Genomic DNA, 16,106 nt, shown 5'->3' with positions numbered 1-16,106 from the left:
TTACAGCGCCGATGGTACTGCAGGGGGGACCCTGTGGGAGAGTAGGACACCGCCGAACTCCTTTTAGAGCTCTGGCTCTTGGGTGAGATGCCCAAGAGCCAGAGCTTTTTTGCGTGAGGTAGGGTCAGGAGGCATAGTTGGCTCGTTTCCCACAGGAGGCCCCCGGGTGGAGGTCCAGGAGACCCGGATCCAGACAGACCGGGTCCTCACCATCCCGAACATCCTCAGCATGGCGCGGCTCGTCGGTGTGCCAGTCTTCCTGTGGTTGATCCTCTGGCCGGAGTTCGGCGGCCCCAACAGTGACGGCTGGGCGCTTCTGGTACTGGCGCTGAGCGGCGTCAGCGACTATCTGGACGGCAAGCTGGCTCGGCGCTGGAACCAGATCAGCAGCCTTGGCCGGCTCCTCGACCCCGCCGCCGACAGGCTCTACATTCTGTCGACTCTGCTGGGTCTGACCTGGCGCGAGATTCTGCCACTTTGGTTGACCGCTGTACTGCTGGCGCGAGACCTGGTTCTGTTGGTGATGGTGGGGGTCCTCAGGCGTCATGGCTATCCACCACCGCAGGTGAACTTCCTAGGGAAAGCCGCTACCTTCAACCTGATGTACGCCTTCCCGTTGCTGTTGCTCAGTGACGGAAGTGGATGGATCTCGTCACTCGCTGCTATTTTCGGATGGGCGTTCGCCGGATGGGGTACAACGCTGTACTGGTGGGCAGGGATCCTCTACGTGGTTCAGGTCCGCCGACTTGTCAGGGCGGACGCCATGGCCGATTGAGCTCGCCTGATTGGGCAGCCGTAGTGGCCTGATGGCCCGTGTCGGAAAAGTGCGGGACAATCTGGACGGGTGAAGTCGGCTAGACCGTCGTCTCTTCGAGGAGGACGCTTCCGACATGAAGGCCGTCGTGATGGCCGGAGGCGAGGGCACGCGCCTTCGCCCCATGACCTCAAGCATGCCCAAACCGCTCCTGCCCGTGGCGAACCGCCCGATCATGGAGCACGTGTTGCGGCTGCTCAAAAGGCATGGACTCAACGAGACCGTCGTAACTGTCCAGTTCCTGGCCTCGCTCGTCAAGAACTACTTCGGTGACGGTGAGGAGCTCGGGATGGAGCTCACCTATGCCAATGAGGAGAAGCCACTCGGAACTGCCGGGAGCGTCAAGAACGCCGAGGAGGCACTGAAGGACGACGCGTTCCTCGTCATCTCCGGCGATGCTCTGACCGACTTCGACCTCACCGAGCTCATCAACTTCCACAAGGAAAAGGGTGCGCTGGTCACCGTTTGCCTGACGAGGGTGCCGAATCCCCTGGAATTCGGAATTACCATCGTGGACGAGGAAGGCAAGGTGGAGCGATTCCTGGAGAAGCCCACCTGGGGCCAGGTCTTCTCGGACACGGTGAACACGGGCATCTACGTGATGGAGCCCGAGGTCTTCGACTATGTCGAGCCCGACGTTCCCGTCGACTGGTCCGGCGATGTCTTCCCCCAGCTGATGAAGGAAGGCAAGCCGATCTATGGCTATGTCGCCGAGGGCTACTGGGAGGACGTCGGTACCCACGAGAGCTATGTGAAAGCGCAGGCCGACGTCCTGGAGGGCAAGGTCGACGTCGAGATCGACGGGTTCGAGCTCTCGCCCGGGGTGTGGATTGCCGAGGGCGCCGAGGTGCATCCCGACGCGGTGCTGCGGGGGCCCTTGTACATCGGTGACTACGCAAAGGTCGAGGCCGACGTCGAAATCCGTGAGCACACCGTCGTCGGGTCGAATGTCGTCGTGAAAAGAGGGGCTTTCCTCCACAAGGCCGTCGTCCACGACAACGTGTACATCGGCCAGCACAGCAATCTGCGGGGCTGTGTCGTCGGAAAGAACACCGACATCATGCGGGCCGCGCGGATCGAAGACGGTGCCGTCATCGGCGATGAGTGTCTCGTCGGTGAAGAATCGATCGTGCAGGGAAACGTCCGGGTCTATCCCTTCAAGACCATCGAGGCCGGCGCCTTCGTCAACACCTCGGTGATCTGGGAATCGCGGGGGCAGGCGCATCTGTTCGGTGCCCGCGGTGTGTCAGGCATCCTGAACGTGGAGATCACGCCAGAGCTGGCGGTACGACTCGCTGGGGCGTATGCGACGACCCTCAAGAAGGGCTCCACCGTCACCACGGCCCGCGACCATTCGCGAGGTGCCCGTGCGCTGAAGCGGGCGGTCATCTCGGCGCTCCAGGCCAGTGCCATCGACGTACGCGACCTGGAGAACGTGCCCCTGCCGGTGGCCCGGCAGCAGACTGCCAGGGGCAGCGCAGGCGGGATCATGATCCGGACGACGCCCGGAGTGCCGGACTCCGTCGACATCATGTTCTTCGACGGGCAGGGGGCCGACCTCTCCCAGACGAGCCAGCGGAAGCTGGACCGCGTGTTCGCGCGCCAGGAGTACCGGCGGGCGTTCCCCGGAGAGATCGGTGACCTGCACTTCCCGGCGAGCGTCTTCGACTCGTACACCGGATCGCTGCTGCGGAACGTCGACACGACCGGGATCTCCGAGTCGGGCCTCAAAGTCGTCGTGGACGCGTCCAACGGCAGTGCCGGGCTCGTACTGCCCAGCCTGCTCGGCAAGCTCGGGGTGGACTCGCTGACCATCAATCCCGGTCTCAACGAGTCCCGGCCGACGGAGACCGCGGACATGCGGCGGTCGGGGCTGGTGCGCCTGGGCGAGATCGTGGCGTCGTCGCGGGCCGCGTTCGGGGTGCGGTTCGACCCTGTAGGTGAGCGGCTCTCGCTCGTTGACGAGAAGGGGCGCATCGTCGAGGACGACCGGGCACTGTTGGTGATGCTCGATCTGGTGGCGGCGGAGCGACGCAGCGGACGGGTGGCGCTGCCGGTGACCACCACGAGGATCGCGGAACAGGTGGCGGCGTATCACGGTACGCAGGTGGAGTGGACGACGACGTCGCCCGACGATCTCACCCGGGTCGGGCGTGACGACTCGACCATCTTTGGCGGGGACGGGCGCGGTGGGTTCATCGTGCCGGAGTTCAGCAGTGTCTTCGACGGGACGGCGGCCTTCGTGCGGCTCATCGGGCTGGTGGCCCGGACGCAGCTCACGCTCAGCCAGATCGACGCGCGGATTCCACGGGCGCATGTCCTCAAGCGGGATCTCGCAACGCCCTGGGCTGTGAAGGGACTGGTCATGCGGAGGGTCGTAGAGGCCGCCGGGGATCGGTTTGTCGACACGACCGACGGTGTTCGGGTCGTGGAGACCGACGGGCGGTGGGTGATGGTACTGCCCGACCCGGCCGAGGCTGTCACGCATCTGTGGGCCGAGGGACCCGACGACCGGTCCGCGCAGGCGCTCCTGGACGAGTGGGCGGAGGTCGTGGACAGCGCCGGGCGCTGAGCACACGCGCGCGTGCCGGACAAGTACCCCCAACGGGGCTTGTCCGGCACGCCGATCGGGCCACCCGGTGGGGCCATTCGGAGGTACTGATCGCGACGTGCGACTATGTGCGGCATGCCGCAGCAGACCCCCGTTCGGGGTACCCCTACGCGACCCTCGCGCCCGGACGCCTCCATGTCGCTGCTCACCAACGTCATGGACCACAGCCTCGACGACGGGTACGCCGAGGCCGCTGCACGCAAGCAGACCGAGGGCATCAGCGGCATGCCCAAGACCGTGCGGGCCAAGCTCGGGCTGGCCGCTGGTCTGGTGCTCGCGGCCCTCGTGGTGACGCTGGGAGCGGCGCAGGCACGCGTCGCGGCCCCCGTCGTGGCCAAGGAGCGCGAGGAGCTCATCGACCGTATCGAGCGCGAGACCGCGGCGGCGGACAAGCTGGAAGGCGCCATTGACGAGCTGCGCGGCGACGTGAGCGCTCGGCAGCGCGAGGCGCTCAGAAAGGGCGGTGGCAGCGACCAGGGGGAGCTCGTAGGTATTCTTTCGGGGGCCGTCGAGGTGCACGGTCCCGGTGTCAAGCTCGTCGTCAACGACGCCAAGGATGCCAGCTCGGGCGGTAACGGCGACGCACGGGCGACCTCCGGGTTCTCCGACACAGGTCGCGTCCGTGACCGCGACATGCAGCGGGTCGTCAACGGGCTGTGGCAGTCGGGCGCCGAGGCGATCTCGATCAACGGGCAGCGGCTGACGGCGCTGTCCGCGATCCGGGCCGCGGGTGACGCGATACTGGTCGACAACAAGCCGCTGGTGCCGCCGTACACGGTGCTTGCCGTGGGGGACGGGAAGAAGCTGAGCACCAGGTTCCAGAACAGCCCCGACGGGTTGTATCTGCATGCGCTGCAGGAGAACTTCGGAATCCGGACGGCCATCTCCGTCGAGGGCGGCGTGCGGCTGCCTGCCGCGCCGAGCGTGATCGTACGAACCGCAGAACCGAGAACTGAGAAGGGCACATCGTGATCGCCGTACTGGGCCTCGTCGTGGGAGTCGTGGCCGGACTCTTGGTCCGGCCCGAGGTTCCGGCGGTGGTTGAGCCGTATCTTCCCATCGCCGTCGTGGCGGCGCTCGACGCCGTGTTCGGAGGCCTGCGCGCGATGCTGGACGGCATCTTCGACGACAAGGTCTTCGTGGTGTCGTTCCTGTCGAACGTGGTCGTGGCCGCGCTGATCGTGTTCCTGGGCGACAAGCTGGGTGTCGGCGCCCAGCTGTCCACGGGCGTCGTGGTCGTCCTCGGTATCCGTATCTTCTCCAACGCCGCGGCGATCCGCCGGCACGTCTTCCAGGCGTGAGGCCGATGAGCGACCACGACGAAACGCCGACGACGAACCTGCGCATGGACGGCGTCCCGAAGATCGGCGGGCAGAAGGACGGCGGGCAGAAGGACGGCGGACAGAAGGACAGAGGCCGGGAGGAGGCGCCGCAGACGCGACTGCGCCGGGAACTTCCCGAAGAGGTGCCCTCCGAGCCCACCGCTGCCGCTCAGGAGACCGAGCAGGAGGACCAGCAGCCTGTTCTGACCGGTCGGCAGCGGCTCGTGATGGGGCTGTGGCCGCCGCGCGTCACACGGGCCCAACTCATCGTGGCCCTGTTGCTGTTCGGCCTCGGCTTCGGCCTGGCCGTGCAGGTGGCCTCCAACAGCGACAACGACAGCGCTCTGCGTGGCGCACGTCAGGCAGATCTCGTTCGCATTCTTGATGAACTGGATGACCGTACTCAGCGTCTGGAAGAGGAGAAGCAGGGTCTCGAAGATCAGCGCACCGAGCTGGAGAACAGTTCGGACCAGGCCGAGGAGGCCCGGAAGCAGACAGTCGAGAAGGAGAGAAAACTCGGCGTCCTCGCGGGCACGGTGGCGGCGGAGGGACCCGGCATCACATTGACGATCAATGACACGAAGGGGACGGTCGAGGCGGACATGCTGCTCGACGCGATCCAGGAGTTGCGCGCGGCCGGCGCGGAGGCGATCCAGGTGAATGGTGTACGAGTTGTCGCCAGCACGTATCTGACGCAATCGGGCAAGCGGATCAGTGTCGACGGGAACAAGATCACCCAGCCCTATCGTTTCAAGGTCATCGGCAAGCCGCAGGACCTGGAGCCCGCACTGAACATCCCGGGAGGCGTGGTGCAGACGCTGGAGAAGGAGCAGGCCACGGTGACTGTGGAGCGGGCGGACAAGATCATCGTGGACGCCTTGCGGGCGGCGGAGCGGCCTGACTACGCTCGGTCGTCCTCCCAGTGAACCCCGGGTGCATGGGGGCCGTCGGACGGGGGCATGAGGTTGCGGGGGGTCGGCGCACCAAACGGGTGGTGCGTGGTGGAAACTGTCTGGTGGATACGGACGTTGTGAGGATGTCCGGGTCGACCGATGTGGTCAATCAGGGTTCGTCCTGCCCCACGGGCGGGTCTGTTTCGGTCAAGGGGAATCGCCCGTGAAGTTGTTTGCGAAGTTGTTCGGCAAGAGCGCGCGAGAGGGCAGCGACAACGCTACCGCTCGCCATCGGGCACAGCCCGACGAAGAGGGCCAGCGCCCTCTGTTCCGTGATCAGGTTTCTGGTCCGGGCGGTGACATTTCCGGAGGTCAGGGCGCGCCGTCAGTTGACCCTGCCCAGTCCGGCCGCATAGGTTTCGGGGATCCGTCAACCCCAGGTGCGGGTGGAGGGTTCGGCCCCGGCCCGTACGAGTCCCATGCCCCGGCGGGGCAGCCGCGGCAGGAGGATCCGTCCATGTCGGCCCTGGTGTGTACGAGGTGCGGTAACCGCAACGCGGAGAACAGCCGTTTCTGCTCCAACTGCGGTGCGCCGCTGCGGGCCGGGGCGGCCGCAGAGCGCCCGTCCGAGACGACCTCCACGATCTCCATCTCGGGCATCGAGGCGTACGACTCCGAGAGCACCGGTCAGACGCCCATGCCGGCTCTGTCGCCCGAGGCGCAGGCGGCCGTGGACGCGCTGCCGCTCGGTTCGGCCCTTCTGGTGGTACGCCGCGGTCCGAACTCGGGCAGCCGGTTCCTCCTGGACGGTGACCTGACGACGGCGGGGCGTCATCCGCAGAGCGACATCTTCCTGGACGACGTGACTGTCTCGCGTCGTCATGTGGAGTTCCGTCGCGGAGCGGACGGCTCCTTCACGGTCGCCGACGTCGGCAGCCTGAACGGCACGTACGTCAACAGGGAGCGGATCGACCAGGTCGCGCTCTCGAACGGTGACGAGGTGCAGATCGGCAAGTACCGCCTGGTCTTCTACGCGAGCCAGCGAGGCTACTGACCCGTCAGGGAAGGTCCATGCTTCATACACCGAGCGGTGGTGCCGGGAACGGCGCCGCCGCCACGGACAGCGGACTGATGAGCATCGGCACGGTGCTGAGCGTGCTGCGCGACGAGTTCCCCGAAGTGACGATCTCCAAGATCCGTTTCCTGGAGTCGGAGGGGCTGGTCGAGCCGCAGCGTACCCCGTCGGGGTACCGGAAGTTCAGTGCCGAGGACGTCGAGCGGCTCGGCCACGTGCTGAGGATGCAGCGGGACCACTATCTGCCGCTCAAGGTGATCCGGGAACATCTGGACGCCCTGGAGCGAGGTGACCCGGTGCGGCTGCCCGTCCTGGGGCGTCAGCGTGACACGGGTGAGGGGGAGCAGCGGCTCGACGAGATCTTCGGGGAGCCCCCGGATCCGGCAGCGGGCCGGCTCGGGCGGGCGGAGCTCCTGGCCGCAGCCGAGATCGACGAGGACCAGCTGGCCGAGTGGGAGTCGTACGGACTCGTCTGTGCGCTGCCCGACGGGGCGTACGACCCGGAGGCGGCGACCGTGGCCACCCTTCTGGTGGAACTGGGGCGGGTGGGGATCGGGCCACGGCACCTGCGGGCCATGAAAGCCGCCGCCGACCGTGAGGCGGGCCTCGTCGACCAAGTGGTGTCGCCCCTGCGACGCCACCGCAATCCGCAGACCAGGGCCCATGCGGAGGCCCGTACGAAGGAGCTGGCGGGGCTCACGGTGAAGCTGCACGCCGCACTGGTGCAGACAGCGCTCCGAGTGAGGCTGCCCTGACTCTCCGGGGTGGGACGGGACCGGTCTGGTGGGCCATTCTCTGTCCGACTACCCAAACGTCCCGCGCACGGCCTAGGGTTGCTGTGTGAACGAGCTCGATGTCGTAGGTGTCCGGGTCGAAATGCCCTCCAACCAGCCGATCGTGCTCCTGCGTGAAGTGGGAGGCGACCGTTACCTCCCCATCTGGATCGGGCCGGGGGAGGCAACGGCGATCGCTTTCGCACAGCAGGGTATGGCCCCCGCTCGACCGCTGACCCATGACCTGTTCAAGGACGTGCTGGAGGCCGTCGGCCAGGAACTCACGGAAGTGCGCATCACGGATCTGCGTGAGGGCGTCTTCTACGCGGAGCTGGTGTTCGCCAGCGGCGTCGAGGTGAGCGCCCGCCCGTCCGACGCCATAGCGCTGGCCCTGCGCACCGGGACGCCGATCTTCGGCAGCGATGGAGTGCTTGACGATGCCGGCATCGCCATCCCGGACGAGCAGGAGGACGAGGTGGAGAAGTTCCGCGAGTTCCTCGACCAGATCTCGCCCGAGGACTTCGGTACGAGCAGCCAGTGAGTCGGTTCGCGGGGCCAGGGAGCGGCGCTTCTTAGCGGGACCAAGCAAGGCCGGTCCGGTCGGCTGGGAAAGCAGTCCGCGGATCCGTCCGCCACAGCGCCTTCGGTCAGTCTGCCGGTTGGGCCAGGAGACAGTCCGCCGGTGAGTGCGAGGCTTGGAAATCGCTGGGGCGATTCGTGGTCGTGTGCGCCCTGCGTACCGATGGCGGCGTGGTATTACGCGGCCCGGCGAAAGCGCATTCGGCTAGCCTTTCCCAGCGGCAGGGCACGGGAAACCACTCCTTGGGTGATTATCACTCGGCGTGCCGAGTGTGGCGATCGTTGACGCACCCCTGGTGACTGCCTACCGTCGAGAAGGCAGGTCAAGGACGGAGGTCGGCGTGAGAAACAGCGGCGACGGTACGGCTGGGGGCGCCCCGGGACACAGTCCGGGGGAGAGTGGCCCGTACCCTCCCCCGAGCGTTCGGCTCCGCGCGAGCAGGGGGTATCCCCATTCCGGCAACGTCTCGCCCAGGCCGACGGCGGTGCCGGTCGACGCGGGGGCGGCGTCCGAGGCGGCAGAGCAGATCGGTTACCGCGGCCCCACTGCGTGCGCGGCCGCCGGCATCACCTACCGGCAGCTCGACTACTGGGCCCGCACAGGGCTCGTCGAGCCGAGCGTACGGCCCGCCTACGGATCCGGTACACAGCGGCTCTACAGCTTTCGGGACGTCGTCGTCCTGAAGGTCGTCAAGCGGTTCCTCGACACCGGCGTGTCGCTGCAGAACATCCGCACCGCTGTCCAGCACCTCAGAGAGCGTGGCTTCCAGGACCTGGAGCGGATGACGCTGATGAGCGACGGCGCGACCGTCTACGAGTGCATGTCCCCCGACGAGGTCCACGCCCTGCTGCAGGGCGGGCAGGGCATCTTCGGGATCGCCGTGGGCGTGGTGTGGCGGGATGTGGAGAGCGCTCTGTCCCAGCTGCACGGCGAGCGGGTCGACACGGGTGAGACGCTCATGGGTCACAACCCCGCGGACGAGCTGGCACGGCGCCGGAACCGGGCGGTCTGAACGACGCAGGACCGCCCGGGGCCCGGTGCGGGTTGCCGTACCGGCGCATTGTCAGTGGTGTAGGGCAGCATCGGAGTTGTGAGAACCGCGCCCACGATCCTGCATCTCGACATGGATGCCTTCTACGCCTCGGTGGAGCAGGCATCCAAGCCGAGCCTGCGCGGGAAGGCCGTCATCGTCGGCGGGCTCGGGCCGCGTGGGGTGGTCGCCACCGCCTCCTACGAAGCGCGGGTCTTCGGGGTGCACTCGGCGATGCCCATGGCCCAGGCCCGGCGGCTCGCGCCCCACGCCGCGTATCTCGTGCCGCGGTTCGAGCTGTACCGGGCGATCAGCGAGCAGGTCATGGGACTGCTGCGTGCGCTGTCGCCGCTGGTGGAGCCGCTGAGCCTGGACGAGGCGTTCGTCGACCTGGAGGCCGGAGGAGCCGCCTGGGACGCGGAATCGGCGCGCCTCACCGGGACGAAGCTGCGCGCGGACATCCGGGCCGTGACCGGGCTGACCGGGTCCGTGGGGCTTGCCGCGTCCAAGATGCTCGCGAAAATCGCGTCCGAGGAGGCCAAGCCCGACGGGCTTGTGCTCATCGAGCCCGGGACCGAGCGGGCGCTGCTCGGGCCCAGGTCGGTGCGGATCCTGCCGGGAGTGGGGCCCGCGACCGGGGACCATCTGCGGCGGGCCGGGATCACGACGGTCGAGGAGATCGTCGAGGCCGGTGAGGACGAGCTCGTGCGACTGGTGGGGAAGGCCCACGGACACGGTCTGTACGCCATGGCGCTGGCGCACGACGACCGGCCCGTGGTGGCCGAGCGGGACACGAAGTCGGTATCGGTGGAGGACACCTACGACGTGGACATCCACGACCGGGTCCGGGTCCGCACGGAGGTGCAGCGGCTCGCGGACCGTTGTGTGCGGCGGCTGCGCGGGGCGCGGCTGTCCGGGCGGACCATAGTGCTGAAGGTGAGGAGGTACGACTTCTCGACGCTGACCAGGTCCGAGACGCTGCGGGGGCCCACGGACGATCCGGCCGTGGTGCGGGAGACGGCGGCGCGACTGCTGGAGGCCGTGGACACCACGGGCGGCGTACGGCTGCTCGGGGTGGGCGTCAGCGGGCTCGCCGACTACACGCAGGAGGACCTGTTCGCTCAGGCGGCGGGGGAGACACCTCTCGACGACGAGGACGCGCTGGAGGAGCCGGCCCGGGAGGACACCGCGCCCGTCGAGCGGCGGTGGCCCGCCGGGCACGACGTACGCCACGCCGAGTACGGGCACGGGTGGGTCCAGGGCAGTGGGCTGGGCCGTGTGACCGTGCGCTTCGAGACGCCCGACTCGGCACCCGGCCGCGTCCGCACCTTCCGTACCGACGATCCCGCCCTCCAGCCGGCCGATCCGCTGCCGCTGAAACGGGATGGGCCAGGACAGTCGGAGGTGACGGCGGTGGGGAGGAAAGAGGGCTGAGGCCGGAGGGGGCCGTTGCGGCGAAAGAGTGAACCCGAATGGCGGGAGCCGGGCGGCAGGGCCTGAGTTCTTCGGCTTCGGGGTGCAGTTCCATCGTTCGCCCGAGGGCGGGCCATGCGGCGTGCGGCGCGCGCTCTCGGCGTGCCGGGCGTCGCGACGGCGCAGAGATTCGGCAGCAGGGCCCTAAGGGCGCCGGGTGGCGGGCTGCCCGGCTCCGCCGCCGGCGCTGCGGGACGAGTCGTCCTGGTCGTGGGACTGTTGCTGCTCAGGCCTCCTCCGTGCCCGCGATCCGGCCGAATTCGCTGTCCACCGGGGGAGGAGGGGCGATGTCCAGGCCGTAGTGGTGGTAGAGCTGGAGTTCCTGCTCCGGGGAGAGGTGGCGGCCGACGCCGAAGTCGGGGGCGTCCTTGATGAGGGCGCGGTCGAAGGGGACGCGGAGGGCGCCCTCTACCAGTTCGCTGGGCTCCAGGGGGACGAAGGCGTCTCGGCTGAACAGGCCCATGCGTATCGCCGCCCACTCGGGGATTCCGGTCGCGTCGTCGAGATACACCTCGTCGACGGTGCCGATCTTGGTGCCCTTGCGGTCGAACGCTTTGCGGCCGATCAGATTGCGCGGATCAATGTCGGTCTGCACGGGCCCTCCAAGTGATCGCATATGGAGCAACTCATCCGTAACACTACGAAAAGGCACATCGAGGGAGGTGGCCACTCGAAGGCGCGTGCGTTGACCGCGCTGGTAGGCTGACAACGGCTGCTGACCCCGTGCGGGAGAGTCCTCCGGCATCGTCGGAGGCGCCGAAGGAGCAACTCCTCCCCGGAATCTCTCAGGCCCCTGTACCGCACGGACGAGGTCACTCTGGAAAGCAGAGCGGGTGTCGACGGCTTCCGCTCTCACCGACGGTGAAAGCCGGGACCCTCGGGTGACCCGGCGAAGCTCTCAGGTTGAGATGACAGAGGGGGAGGCCGTCCGGGCACCCGCGCCGTGGTGCCCCTCGAAGGTCGCGTCAGACCAGGAGGCCTCCGCAATGACCGCCGATCGCATCCCGCTCTCCGAGCTCGAACAGGGCACCCCGTTCGAGCAGCGCCACATCGGCCCCGACCTTGAGGCCCGGGCGAAGATGCTCGCCCAGGTCGGGTACGGCTCGCTCGACGAGCTGACCACCGCCGCGGTGCCGGACGTGATCAAGAACGCCGAGCTGCTGGAGCTGCCGGGCGCCCGTACCGAGCCCGAGGTCCTCGCCGAGCTGCGCTCCCTCGCGGACCGGAACCAGGTGCTGGCCTCCATGATCGGGCTCGGCTACCACGGGACGTTCACGCCGCCCGTCATCCTGCGGAACGTCATGGAGAACCCGGCCTGGTACACGGCCTACACCCCGTATCAGCCGGAGATCTCGCAGGGGCGCCTCGAAGCGCTGCTGAACTTCCAGACGATGGTCGCCGACCTGACCGGCCTGCCGACCTCGGGTGCCTCGCTGCTCGACGAGGGCACGGCGGCCGCGGAGGCGATGGCGCTGTCGCGGCGCATGGGCAAGAACAAGAAGGGCCTCTTCCTGGTCGACGCGGACGCGCTGCCGCAGACCATAGCCGTGATCGAGACGCGTGCCGAGCCGACCGGGGTCGAGGTCGTCGTCGCCGATCTGAGCGAGGGCATTCCGGCCGGGATCGCCGAGCGCGAGATCAACGGCGTCCTCCTCCAGTACCCGGGCGCCTCCGGTGCCGTACGCGACCTGAGGCCCGTCATCGAGCAGGCGCACGAGCTGGGCGCCCTGGTCACCGTGGCCGCCGACCTGCTCGCGCTCACCCTGCTGACCTCGCCCGGAGAGCTGGGTGCCGACATCGCGGTCGGTACGACGCAGCGCTTCGGCGTGCCGATGGGCTTCGGCGGGCCGCACGCCGGCTACATGGCCGTGCACGAGAAGTTCGCCCGCAGCCTGCCGGGGCGGCTCGTGGGCGTCTCGGTGGACGCGGACGGACACAAGGCGTACCGGCTCGCCCTGCAGACGCGGGAGCAGCACATCCGCCGCGAGAAGGCGACCAGCAACATCTGCACCGCCCAGGTGCTGCTCGCCGTGATGGCCGGCATGTACGCCGTGTACCACGGGCCCGACGGGCTGAAGGCCATCGCCCGGCGCACGCACCGGTACGCCACGATCCTCGCCGCCGGCCTCACCGCGGGCGGAGTCGACGTCGTGCACGGCGCGTACTTCGACACGCTGACCACGCGGGTGCCGGGGCGGGCCGCCGAGATCGTCGCGGCCGCACGCGAGCACGGGGTGAACCTGTGGCTCGTGGACGCCGACCAGGTGTCGATCGCGTGTGACGAGACCACCACGCGGGATCAGCTGGGCGCGGTGTGGACGGCGTTCGGCGTCAAGGGTGACATCGAGGCGCTGGACAAGACGACGGAGGACACGCTGCCGGCCGCGCTGCTGCGCACCGACGACTACCTGACCCACCCGGTCTTCCACCAGCACCGCTCCGAGACCGCGATGCTGCGCTACCTGCGCAGGCTGGCCGACCGCGACTACGCCCTCGACCGCGGCATGATCCCGCTGGGTTCCTGCACGATGAAGCTCAACGCGACCACCGAGATGGAGCCGGTCACCTGGCCGGAGTTCGGGCAGTTGCACCCCTTCGCGCCCGCCGAGCAGGCGCAGGGCTACCTCACGCTCATCACCGAGCTGGAGGAACGTCTCGCCGAGATCACCGGGTACGACAGGGTGTCGCTCCAGCCGAACGCGGGTTCGCAGGGCGAGCTCGCCGGACTGCTGGCCGTACGCGGTTACCACCGTGCCAACGGTGACGAGCAGCGCACGGTCTGCCTCATCCCGTCCTCCGCGCACGGCACGAACGCGGCCAGCGCCGTGATGGCCGGTATGAAGGTCGTCGTCGTGAAGACCGCCGAGGACGGCGAGATCGACGTCGAGGACCTGCGGGCCAGGATCGAGCAGTACCGCGACGAGCTGGCGGTGCTGATGATCACCTACCCGTCGACGCACGGCGTGTTCGAGGAGCATGTCGCCGACGTCTGCGCGGCCGTGCACGACGCGGGCGGCCAGGTGTACATCGACGGGGCGAACCTCAACGCGCTGGTGGGTCTGGCCAAGCCGGGTCACTTCGGCGGTGACGTCTCGCACCTGAACCTGCACAAGACGTTCTGCATCCCGCACGGGGGCGGCGGTCCGGGTGTCGGCCCCGTCGGCGTACGGGCGCACCTCGCGCCGTACCTGCCGAACCACCCGCTCCAGCCCGCGGCCGGTCCGGCCGGGACATCAGCCGCCGACGCGGCGGGCGGCGTGGGCCCGATCTCGGCAGCCCCCTGGGGCTCCGCGGGCATCCTGCCCATCTCCTGGGCGTACGTCCGCCTCATGGGAGGTGAGGGGCTCAAGCGCGCCACACAGGTGGCGGTCCTCAGCGCCAACTACATCGCCAAGCGCCTGGAGCCGCACTACCCGGTGCTCTACACCGGCCCCGGCGGCCTCGTCGCGCACGAGTGCATCATCGACCTGCGGCCGCTGACCAAGGCGACCGGCGTGACCGTCGACGATGTCGCCAAGCGGCTGATCGACTACGGCTTCCACGCGCCGACGATGTCGTTCCCGGTGGCCGGGACGCTGATGATCGAGCCGACCGAGTCCGAGGACCTGACCGAGCTGGACCGTTTCTGTGAGGCGATGATCGCGATTCGCGCGGAGATCGAGCGGGTCGGTTCGGGGCAGTGGCCGGCGGACGACAACCCGCTGCGGGGTGCCCCGCACACGGCTGCCGCGCTCGGCGGGGAGTGGGAGCACGCGTACTCGCGCGAGGAGGCCGTGTTCCCGGCGGGCGTCTCGGCCGCGGACAAGTACTGGCCGCCGGTGCGCCGGATCGACCAGGCCTTCGGCGACCGGAACCTGGTCTGTTCCTGCCCGCCGCTGGACGCCTACGAAGAGTAGTCATCCCGGGGTATGCGTCGGGGCCGGTGCGGAGAGTGCTTCTCCGGCCGGCCCCTTCAGGTCTCCGGGCGGTTGCCCGCCGTGGTGTGCGACTCAGACGGCCGTCATCGCGTGTGGACGGTGCGGGGCGATGATCTGGCCGTCGGGCAGGAGCTCACCGGTGTCCTCGAAGAGCAGAACGCCGTTGCACAGGAGGCTCCAGCCCTGCTCCGGGTGGTGCGCCACGAGGCGGGCGGAATCCCGGTCGGCGGATTCGGCTGTCGGACACGATGGCTGATGCTGGCACATGGTGGTAGGGATCTTTCGGTTTGTCGTGGTGTGTGGGATTGCTGTTGTGGCCGGCTCGCGGCTTGAAGCATGGTTCATGGCCGCCCCCGTTGTGATAAGTCGATCGGTCCCAGTGTTGCCCTACGAGCGTCAATCCGCAGCGGTTTTGCGGCACCGCTTTTCTCACAGGTTGATGACGCTTCTCACGCGCGGACGGTTCATCCCCGCCGCACTGTCCCTTCGGGTGGTTCGCCCTGGCCGGATGGGGCTAGTCCACGCCGGCCGACGGGCCTTTCTGGCTCTTACGAGCGTTATCGCGCCCGAAAGAGCGGGAGTCCTGTCGGCATGAAAGCCGTACCCCGCCGCCGGTCATTTCCGGGGCGGGGTACGGGGGTCGTCCGGGTGTGGGGTGTCAGGCGCTGAGCAGTGGTGCGGGAGTCACCCGGTGGGTCAGGACCGGCAGCAGGTCCGCGACCTGGTAGGGGCGGTTGGCCGCGATGCCGGGTGGGGCGGGAGCGAGCGGGACCAGGAGGTCCGTGGCGGCAGGGTGGCCGGTGGCGCCGTCCGCGGCGCAGTCGCCGTGCAGCCAGAGCGTGAGCATGTACAGCTCGGGTACCGACAACAGGCGTGCCTGATAAGGCTGTTGCACGGACTCCGCCTCGCGCAGCGCGAGCTCCGTGGCGGCGACGTACGGGCCTTCGAAGAAGTGCGAGAAGGCCCAGCCGTCGGGCGTCAGCCGGGTTTCGGCGGCGGCCACCGCGCGGTCGCCGCAGCGGATCAGGAAACGCCACCCGGCCAGCCGGGTGGCGGACGCGCCCTCGGGGGTGATCCGGTCCAGTACGTGGACGGGCAGCGGGAGTTCGGGCGTCACTGGTCCCTGGGCGTTGCGCAGGGACGTGGTGCGTGCCTCGCGGACGGCGGTGGGGGAACCGAGTGCCGTCAGGACGGTGCGCAATGCGGGCGCGGGAGCCGGGGGGACATGCAGCGGCATGGTGGGTCGCCTCTCATTCGACAGGCACGGTGGCGCGAGGTCGGGGGCGGACGGCGCTGTCAGCTCTCGGGCTCAGAGAGGTGGGGCCTTGGGATCCGGTGCGGGAGGGCGGTCTGCCGCACGTCGCCCGACGGCAGGCCGAGGACCGCGAGCGCCAGCTCTCTGCCTCGTTTCGCGAATTTTATACGAGAAGTCTTCAGGCGTTGTTTCGGCTAGCCGTCCCGGATATGCGCAGCAAGGCACTATTCGGCCTCGGTAATGCGGGGTTTCATCCCGATTGCAGACGGGGTGCGCGGCGATGACCTCGGAATTTCCCCGGGCAACGGACGGCCGGTTCTCGTCGGCCTTTTTCACAAGGTCGCAAGGCGCGGAAACCGGTGC

At 68.5% G+C, this 16,106-nt stretch carries 14 protein-coding genes and 1 riboswitch; of the genes, 11 read left to right on the top strand and 3 right to left on the bottom strand.

Features of this window, described 5'->3' with window-relative positions; genetic code table 11:
• Positions 1-166 precede the first annotated feature (166 nt).
• The 10 genes from clsA to IE262_RS05140 all read left to right on the top strand — a co-directional run bounded on the left by clsA (position 167) and on the right by IE262_RS05140 (position 10,532).
• Positions 167-775 carry a cardiolipin synthase ClsA gene (gene clsA / locus IE262_RS05185; protein ID WP_134044073.1) on the top strand — a complete coding sequence of 203 codons (609 nt, stop codon included), beginning with the start codon at positions 167-169 and terminating at the stop codon, positions 773-775.
• A gap of 115 nt (positions 776-890) precedes the next feature.
• Positions 891-3,386 carry a mannose-1-phosphate guanyltransferase gene (locus IE262_RS05180; RefSeq protein WP_134044076.1) on the top strand — a complete coding sequence of 832 codons (2,496 nt, stop codon included), beginning with the start codon at positions 891-893 and terminating at the stop codon, positions 3,384-3,386.
• Between the two features lie 105 nt (positions 3,387-3,491).
• Entirely contained in the window at positions 3,492-4,397 is a 906-nt protein-coding gene (locus IE262_RS05175; RefSeq protein ID WP_189871525.1) for a DUF881 domain-containing protein, read from the top strand.
• The gene (locus tag IE262_RS05170) at positions 4,394-4,726 is read left to right on the top strand and encodes a small basic family protein (RefSeq protein ID WP_131564207.1); all 333 of its coding nucleotides are present in this window, start codon (positions 4,394-4,396) and stop codon (positions 4,724-4,726) included. The genes IE262_RS05175 and IE262_RS05170 overlap by 4 nt, the downstream gene beginning before the upstream one ends.
• A gap of 5 nt (positions 4,727-4,731) precedes the next feature.
• A complete protein-coding gene (locus IE262_RS05165) occupies positions 4,732-5,673 on the top strand; it encodes a DUF881 domain-containing protein (RefSeq protein WP_189871523.1) in 942 nt (313 codons plus the stop codon).
• A 190-nt stretch (positions 5,674-5,863) separates the two neighbouring features.
• Complete coding sequence (locus IE262_RS05160; protein WP_189871521.1) at positions 5,864-6,694, top strand: zinc-ribbon and FHA domain-containing protein; 831 nt, start codon at positions 5,864-5,866, stop codon at positions 6,692-6,694.
• Positions 6,695-6,711: 17 nt separating this feature from the next.
• Complete coding sequence (gene ftsR / locus IE262_RS05155) at positions 6,712-7,470, top strand: transcriptional regulator FtsR (protein WP_189871519.1); 759 nt, start codon at positions 6,712-6,714, stop codon at positions 7,468-7,470.
• A gap of 85 nt (positions 7,471-7,555) precedes the next feature.
• Complete coding sequence (locus IE262_RS05150; protein WP_028797289.1) at positions 7,556-8,029, top strand: bifunctional nuclease family protein; 474 nt, start codon at positions 7,556-7,558, stop codon at positions 8,027-8,029.
• Positions 8,030-8,408: 379 nt separating this feature from the next.
• Positions 8,409-9,080, top strand: a complete 672-nt coding sequence (locus IE262_RS05145) for a MerR family transcriptional regulator (RefSeq protein ID WP_134044088.1) — start codon at positions 8,409-8,411, stop codon at positions 9,078-9,080.
• Between the two features lie 78 nt (positions 9,081-9,158).
• On the top strand, positions 9,159-10,532 hold the full coding sequence (locus tag IE262_RS05140) for a DNA polymerase IV (protein WP_189871517.1): 1,374 nt from the start codon (positions 9,159-9,161) through the stop codon (positions 10,530-10,532).
• Positions 10,533-10,797: 265 nt separating this feature from the next.
• On the opposite strand, the gene IE262_RS05135 is transcribed toward IE262_RS05140, so the two are convergent.
• The gene (locus IE262_RS05135; RefSeq protein ID WP_181587353.1) at positions 10,798-11,166 is read right to left on the bottom strand and encodes a PRC-barrel domain-containing protein; all 369 of its coding nucleotides are present in this window, start codon (positions 11,164-11,166) and stop codon (positions 10,798-10,800) included.
• A 121-nt stretch (positions 11,167-11,287) separates the two neighbouring features.
• Positions 11,288-11,382: riboswitch (glycine riboswitch) on the top strand.
• Between the two features lie 175 nt (positions 11,383-11,557).
• Here IE262_RS05135 and gcvP point away from each other — a divergent pair.
• The gene (gcvP, locus tag IE262_RS05130; protein WP_189871515.1) at positions 11,558-14,467 is read left to right on the top strand and encodes an aminomethyl-transferring glycine dehydrogenase; all 2,910 of its coding nucleotides are present in this window, start codon (positions 11,558-11,560) and stop codon (positions 14,465-14,467) included.
• Positions 14,468-14,560: 93 nt separating this feature from the next.
• Here the strand turns inward: gcvP and IE262_RS05125 are convergent, their stop codons facing one another.
• Positions 14,561-14,755 carry a DUF5999 family protein gene (locus IE262_RS05125; protein ID WP_134044096.1) on the bottom strand — a complete coding sequence of 65 codons (195 nt, stop codon included), beginning with the start codon at positions 14,753-14,755 and terminating at the stop codon, positions 14,561-14,563.
• A gap of 391 nt (positions 14,756-15,146) precedes the next feature.
• On the bottom strand, positions 15,147-15,725 hold the full coding sequence (locus tag IE262_RS05120) for a hypothetical protein (protein ID WP_134044099.1): 579 nt from the start codon (positions 15,723-15,725) through the stop codon (positions 15,147-15,149).
• Positions 15,726-16,106 lie beyond the last annotated feature (381 nt).

The organism is Streptomyces bluensis (genome assembly GCF_014650715.1).
Taxonomy (GTDB): Bacteria; Actinomycetota; Actinomycetes; order Streptomycetales; family Streptomycetaceae; genus Streptomyces; species Streptomyces bluensis.
The sequence above is the reverse complement of the archived record's forward strand: the minus strand, read 5'-3'. Positions and strand labels throughout refer to the sequence as shown.

What these genes read in the sequence shown, in the direction of transcription:
- IE262_RS05180 (WP_134044076.1), top strand. Translation starts at nt 891, where the DNA reads ATGAAGGCCGTCGTGATGGCCGGAGGCGAGGGCACGCGCCTTCGCCCC.
- IE262_RS05175 (WP_189871525.1), top strand. Translation starts at nt 3,492, where the DNA reads ATGTGCGGCATGCCGCAGCAGACCCCCGTTCGGGGTACCCCTACGCGA.
- IE262_RS05165 (WP_189871523.1), top strand. Translation starts at nt 4,732, where the DNA reads ATGAGCGACCACGACGAAACGCCGACGACGAACCTGCGCATGGACGGC.
- ftsR (WP_189871519.1), top strand. Translation starts at nt 6,712, where the DNA reads ATGCTTCATACACCGAGCGGTGGTGCCGGGAACGGCGCCGCCGCCACG.
- gcvP (WP_189871515.1), top strand. Translation starts at nt 11,558, where the DNA reads ATGACCGCCGATCGCATCCCGCTCTCCGAGCTCGAACAGGGCACCCCG.
- IE262_RS05125 (WP_134044096.1), bottom strand. Translation starts at nt 14,755, where the DNA reads ATGTGCCAGCATCAGCCATCGTGTCCGACAGCCGAATCCGCCGACCGG.
- IE262_RS05120 (WP_134044099.1), bottom strand. Translation starts at nt 15,725, where the DNA reads ATGCCGCTGCATGTCCCCCCGGCTCCCGCGCCCGCATTGCGCACCGTC.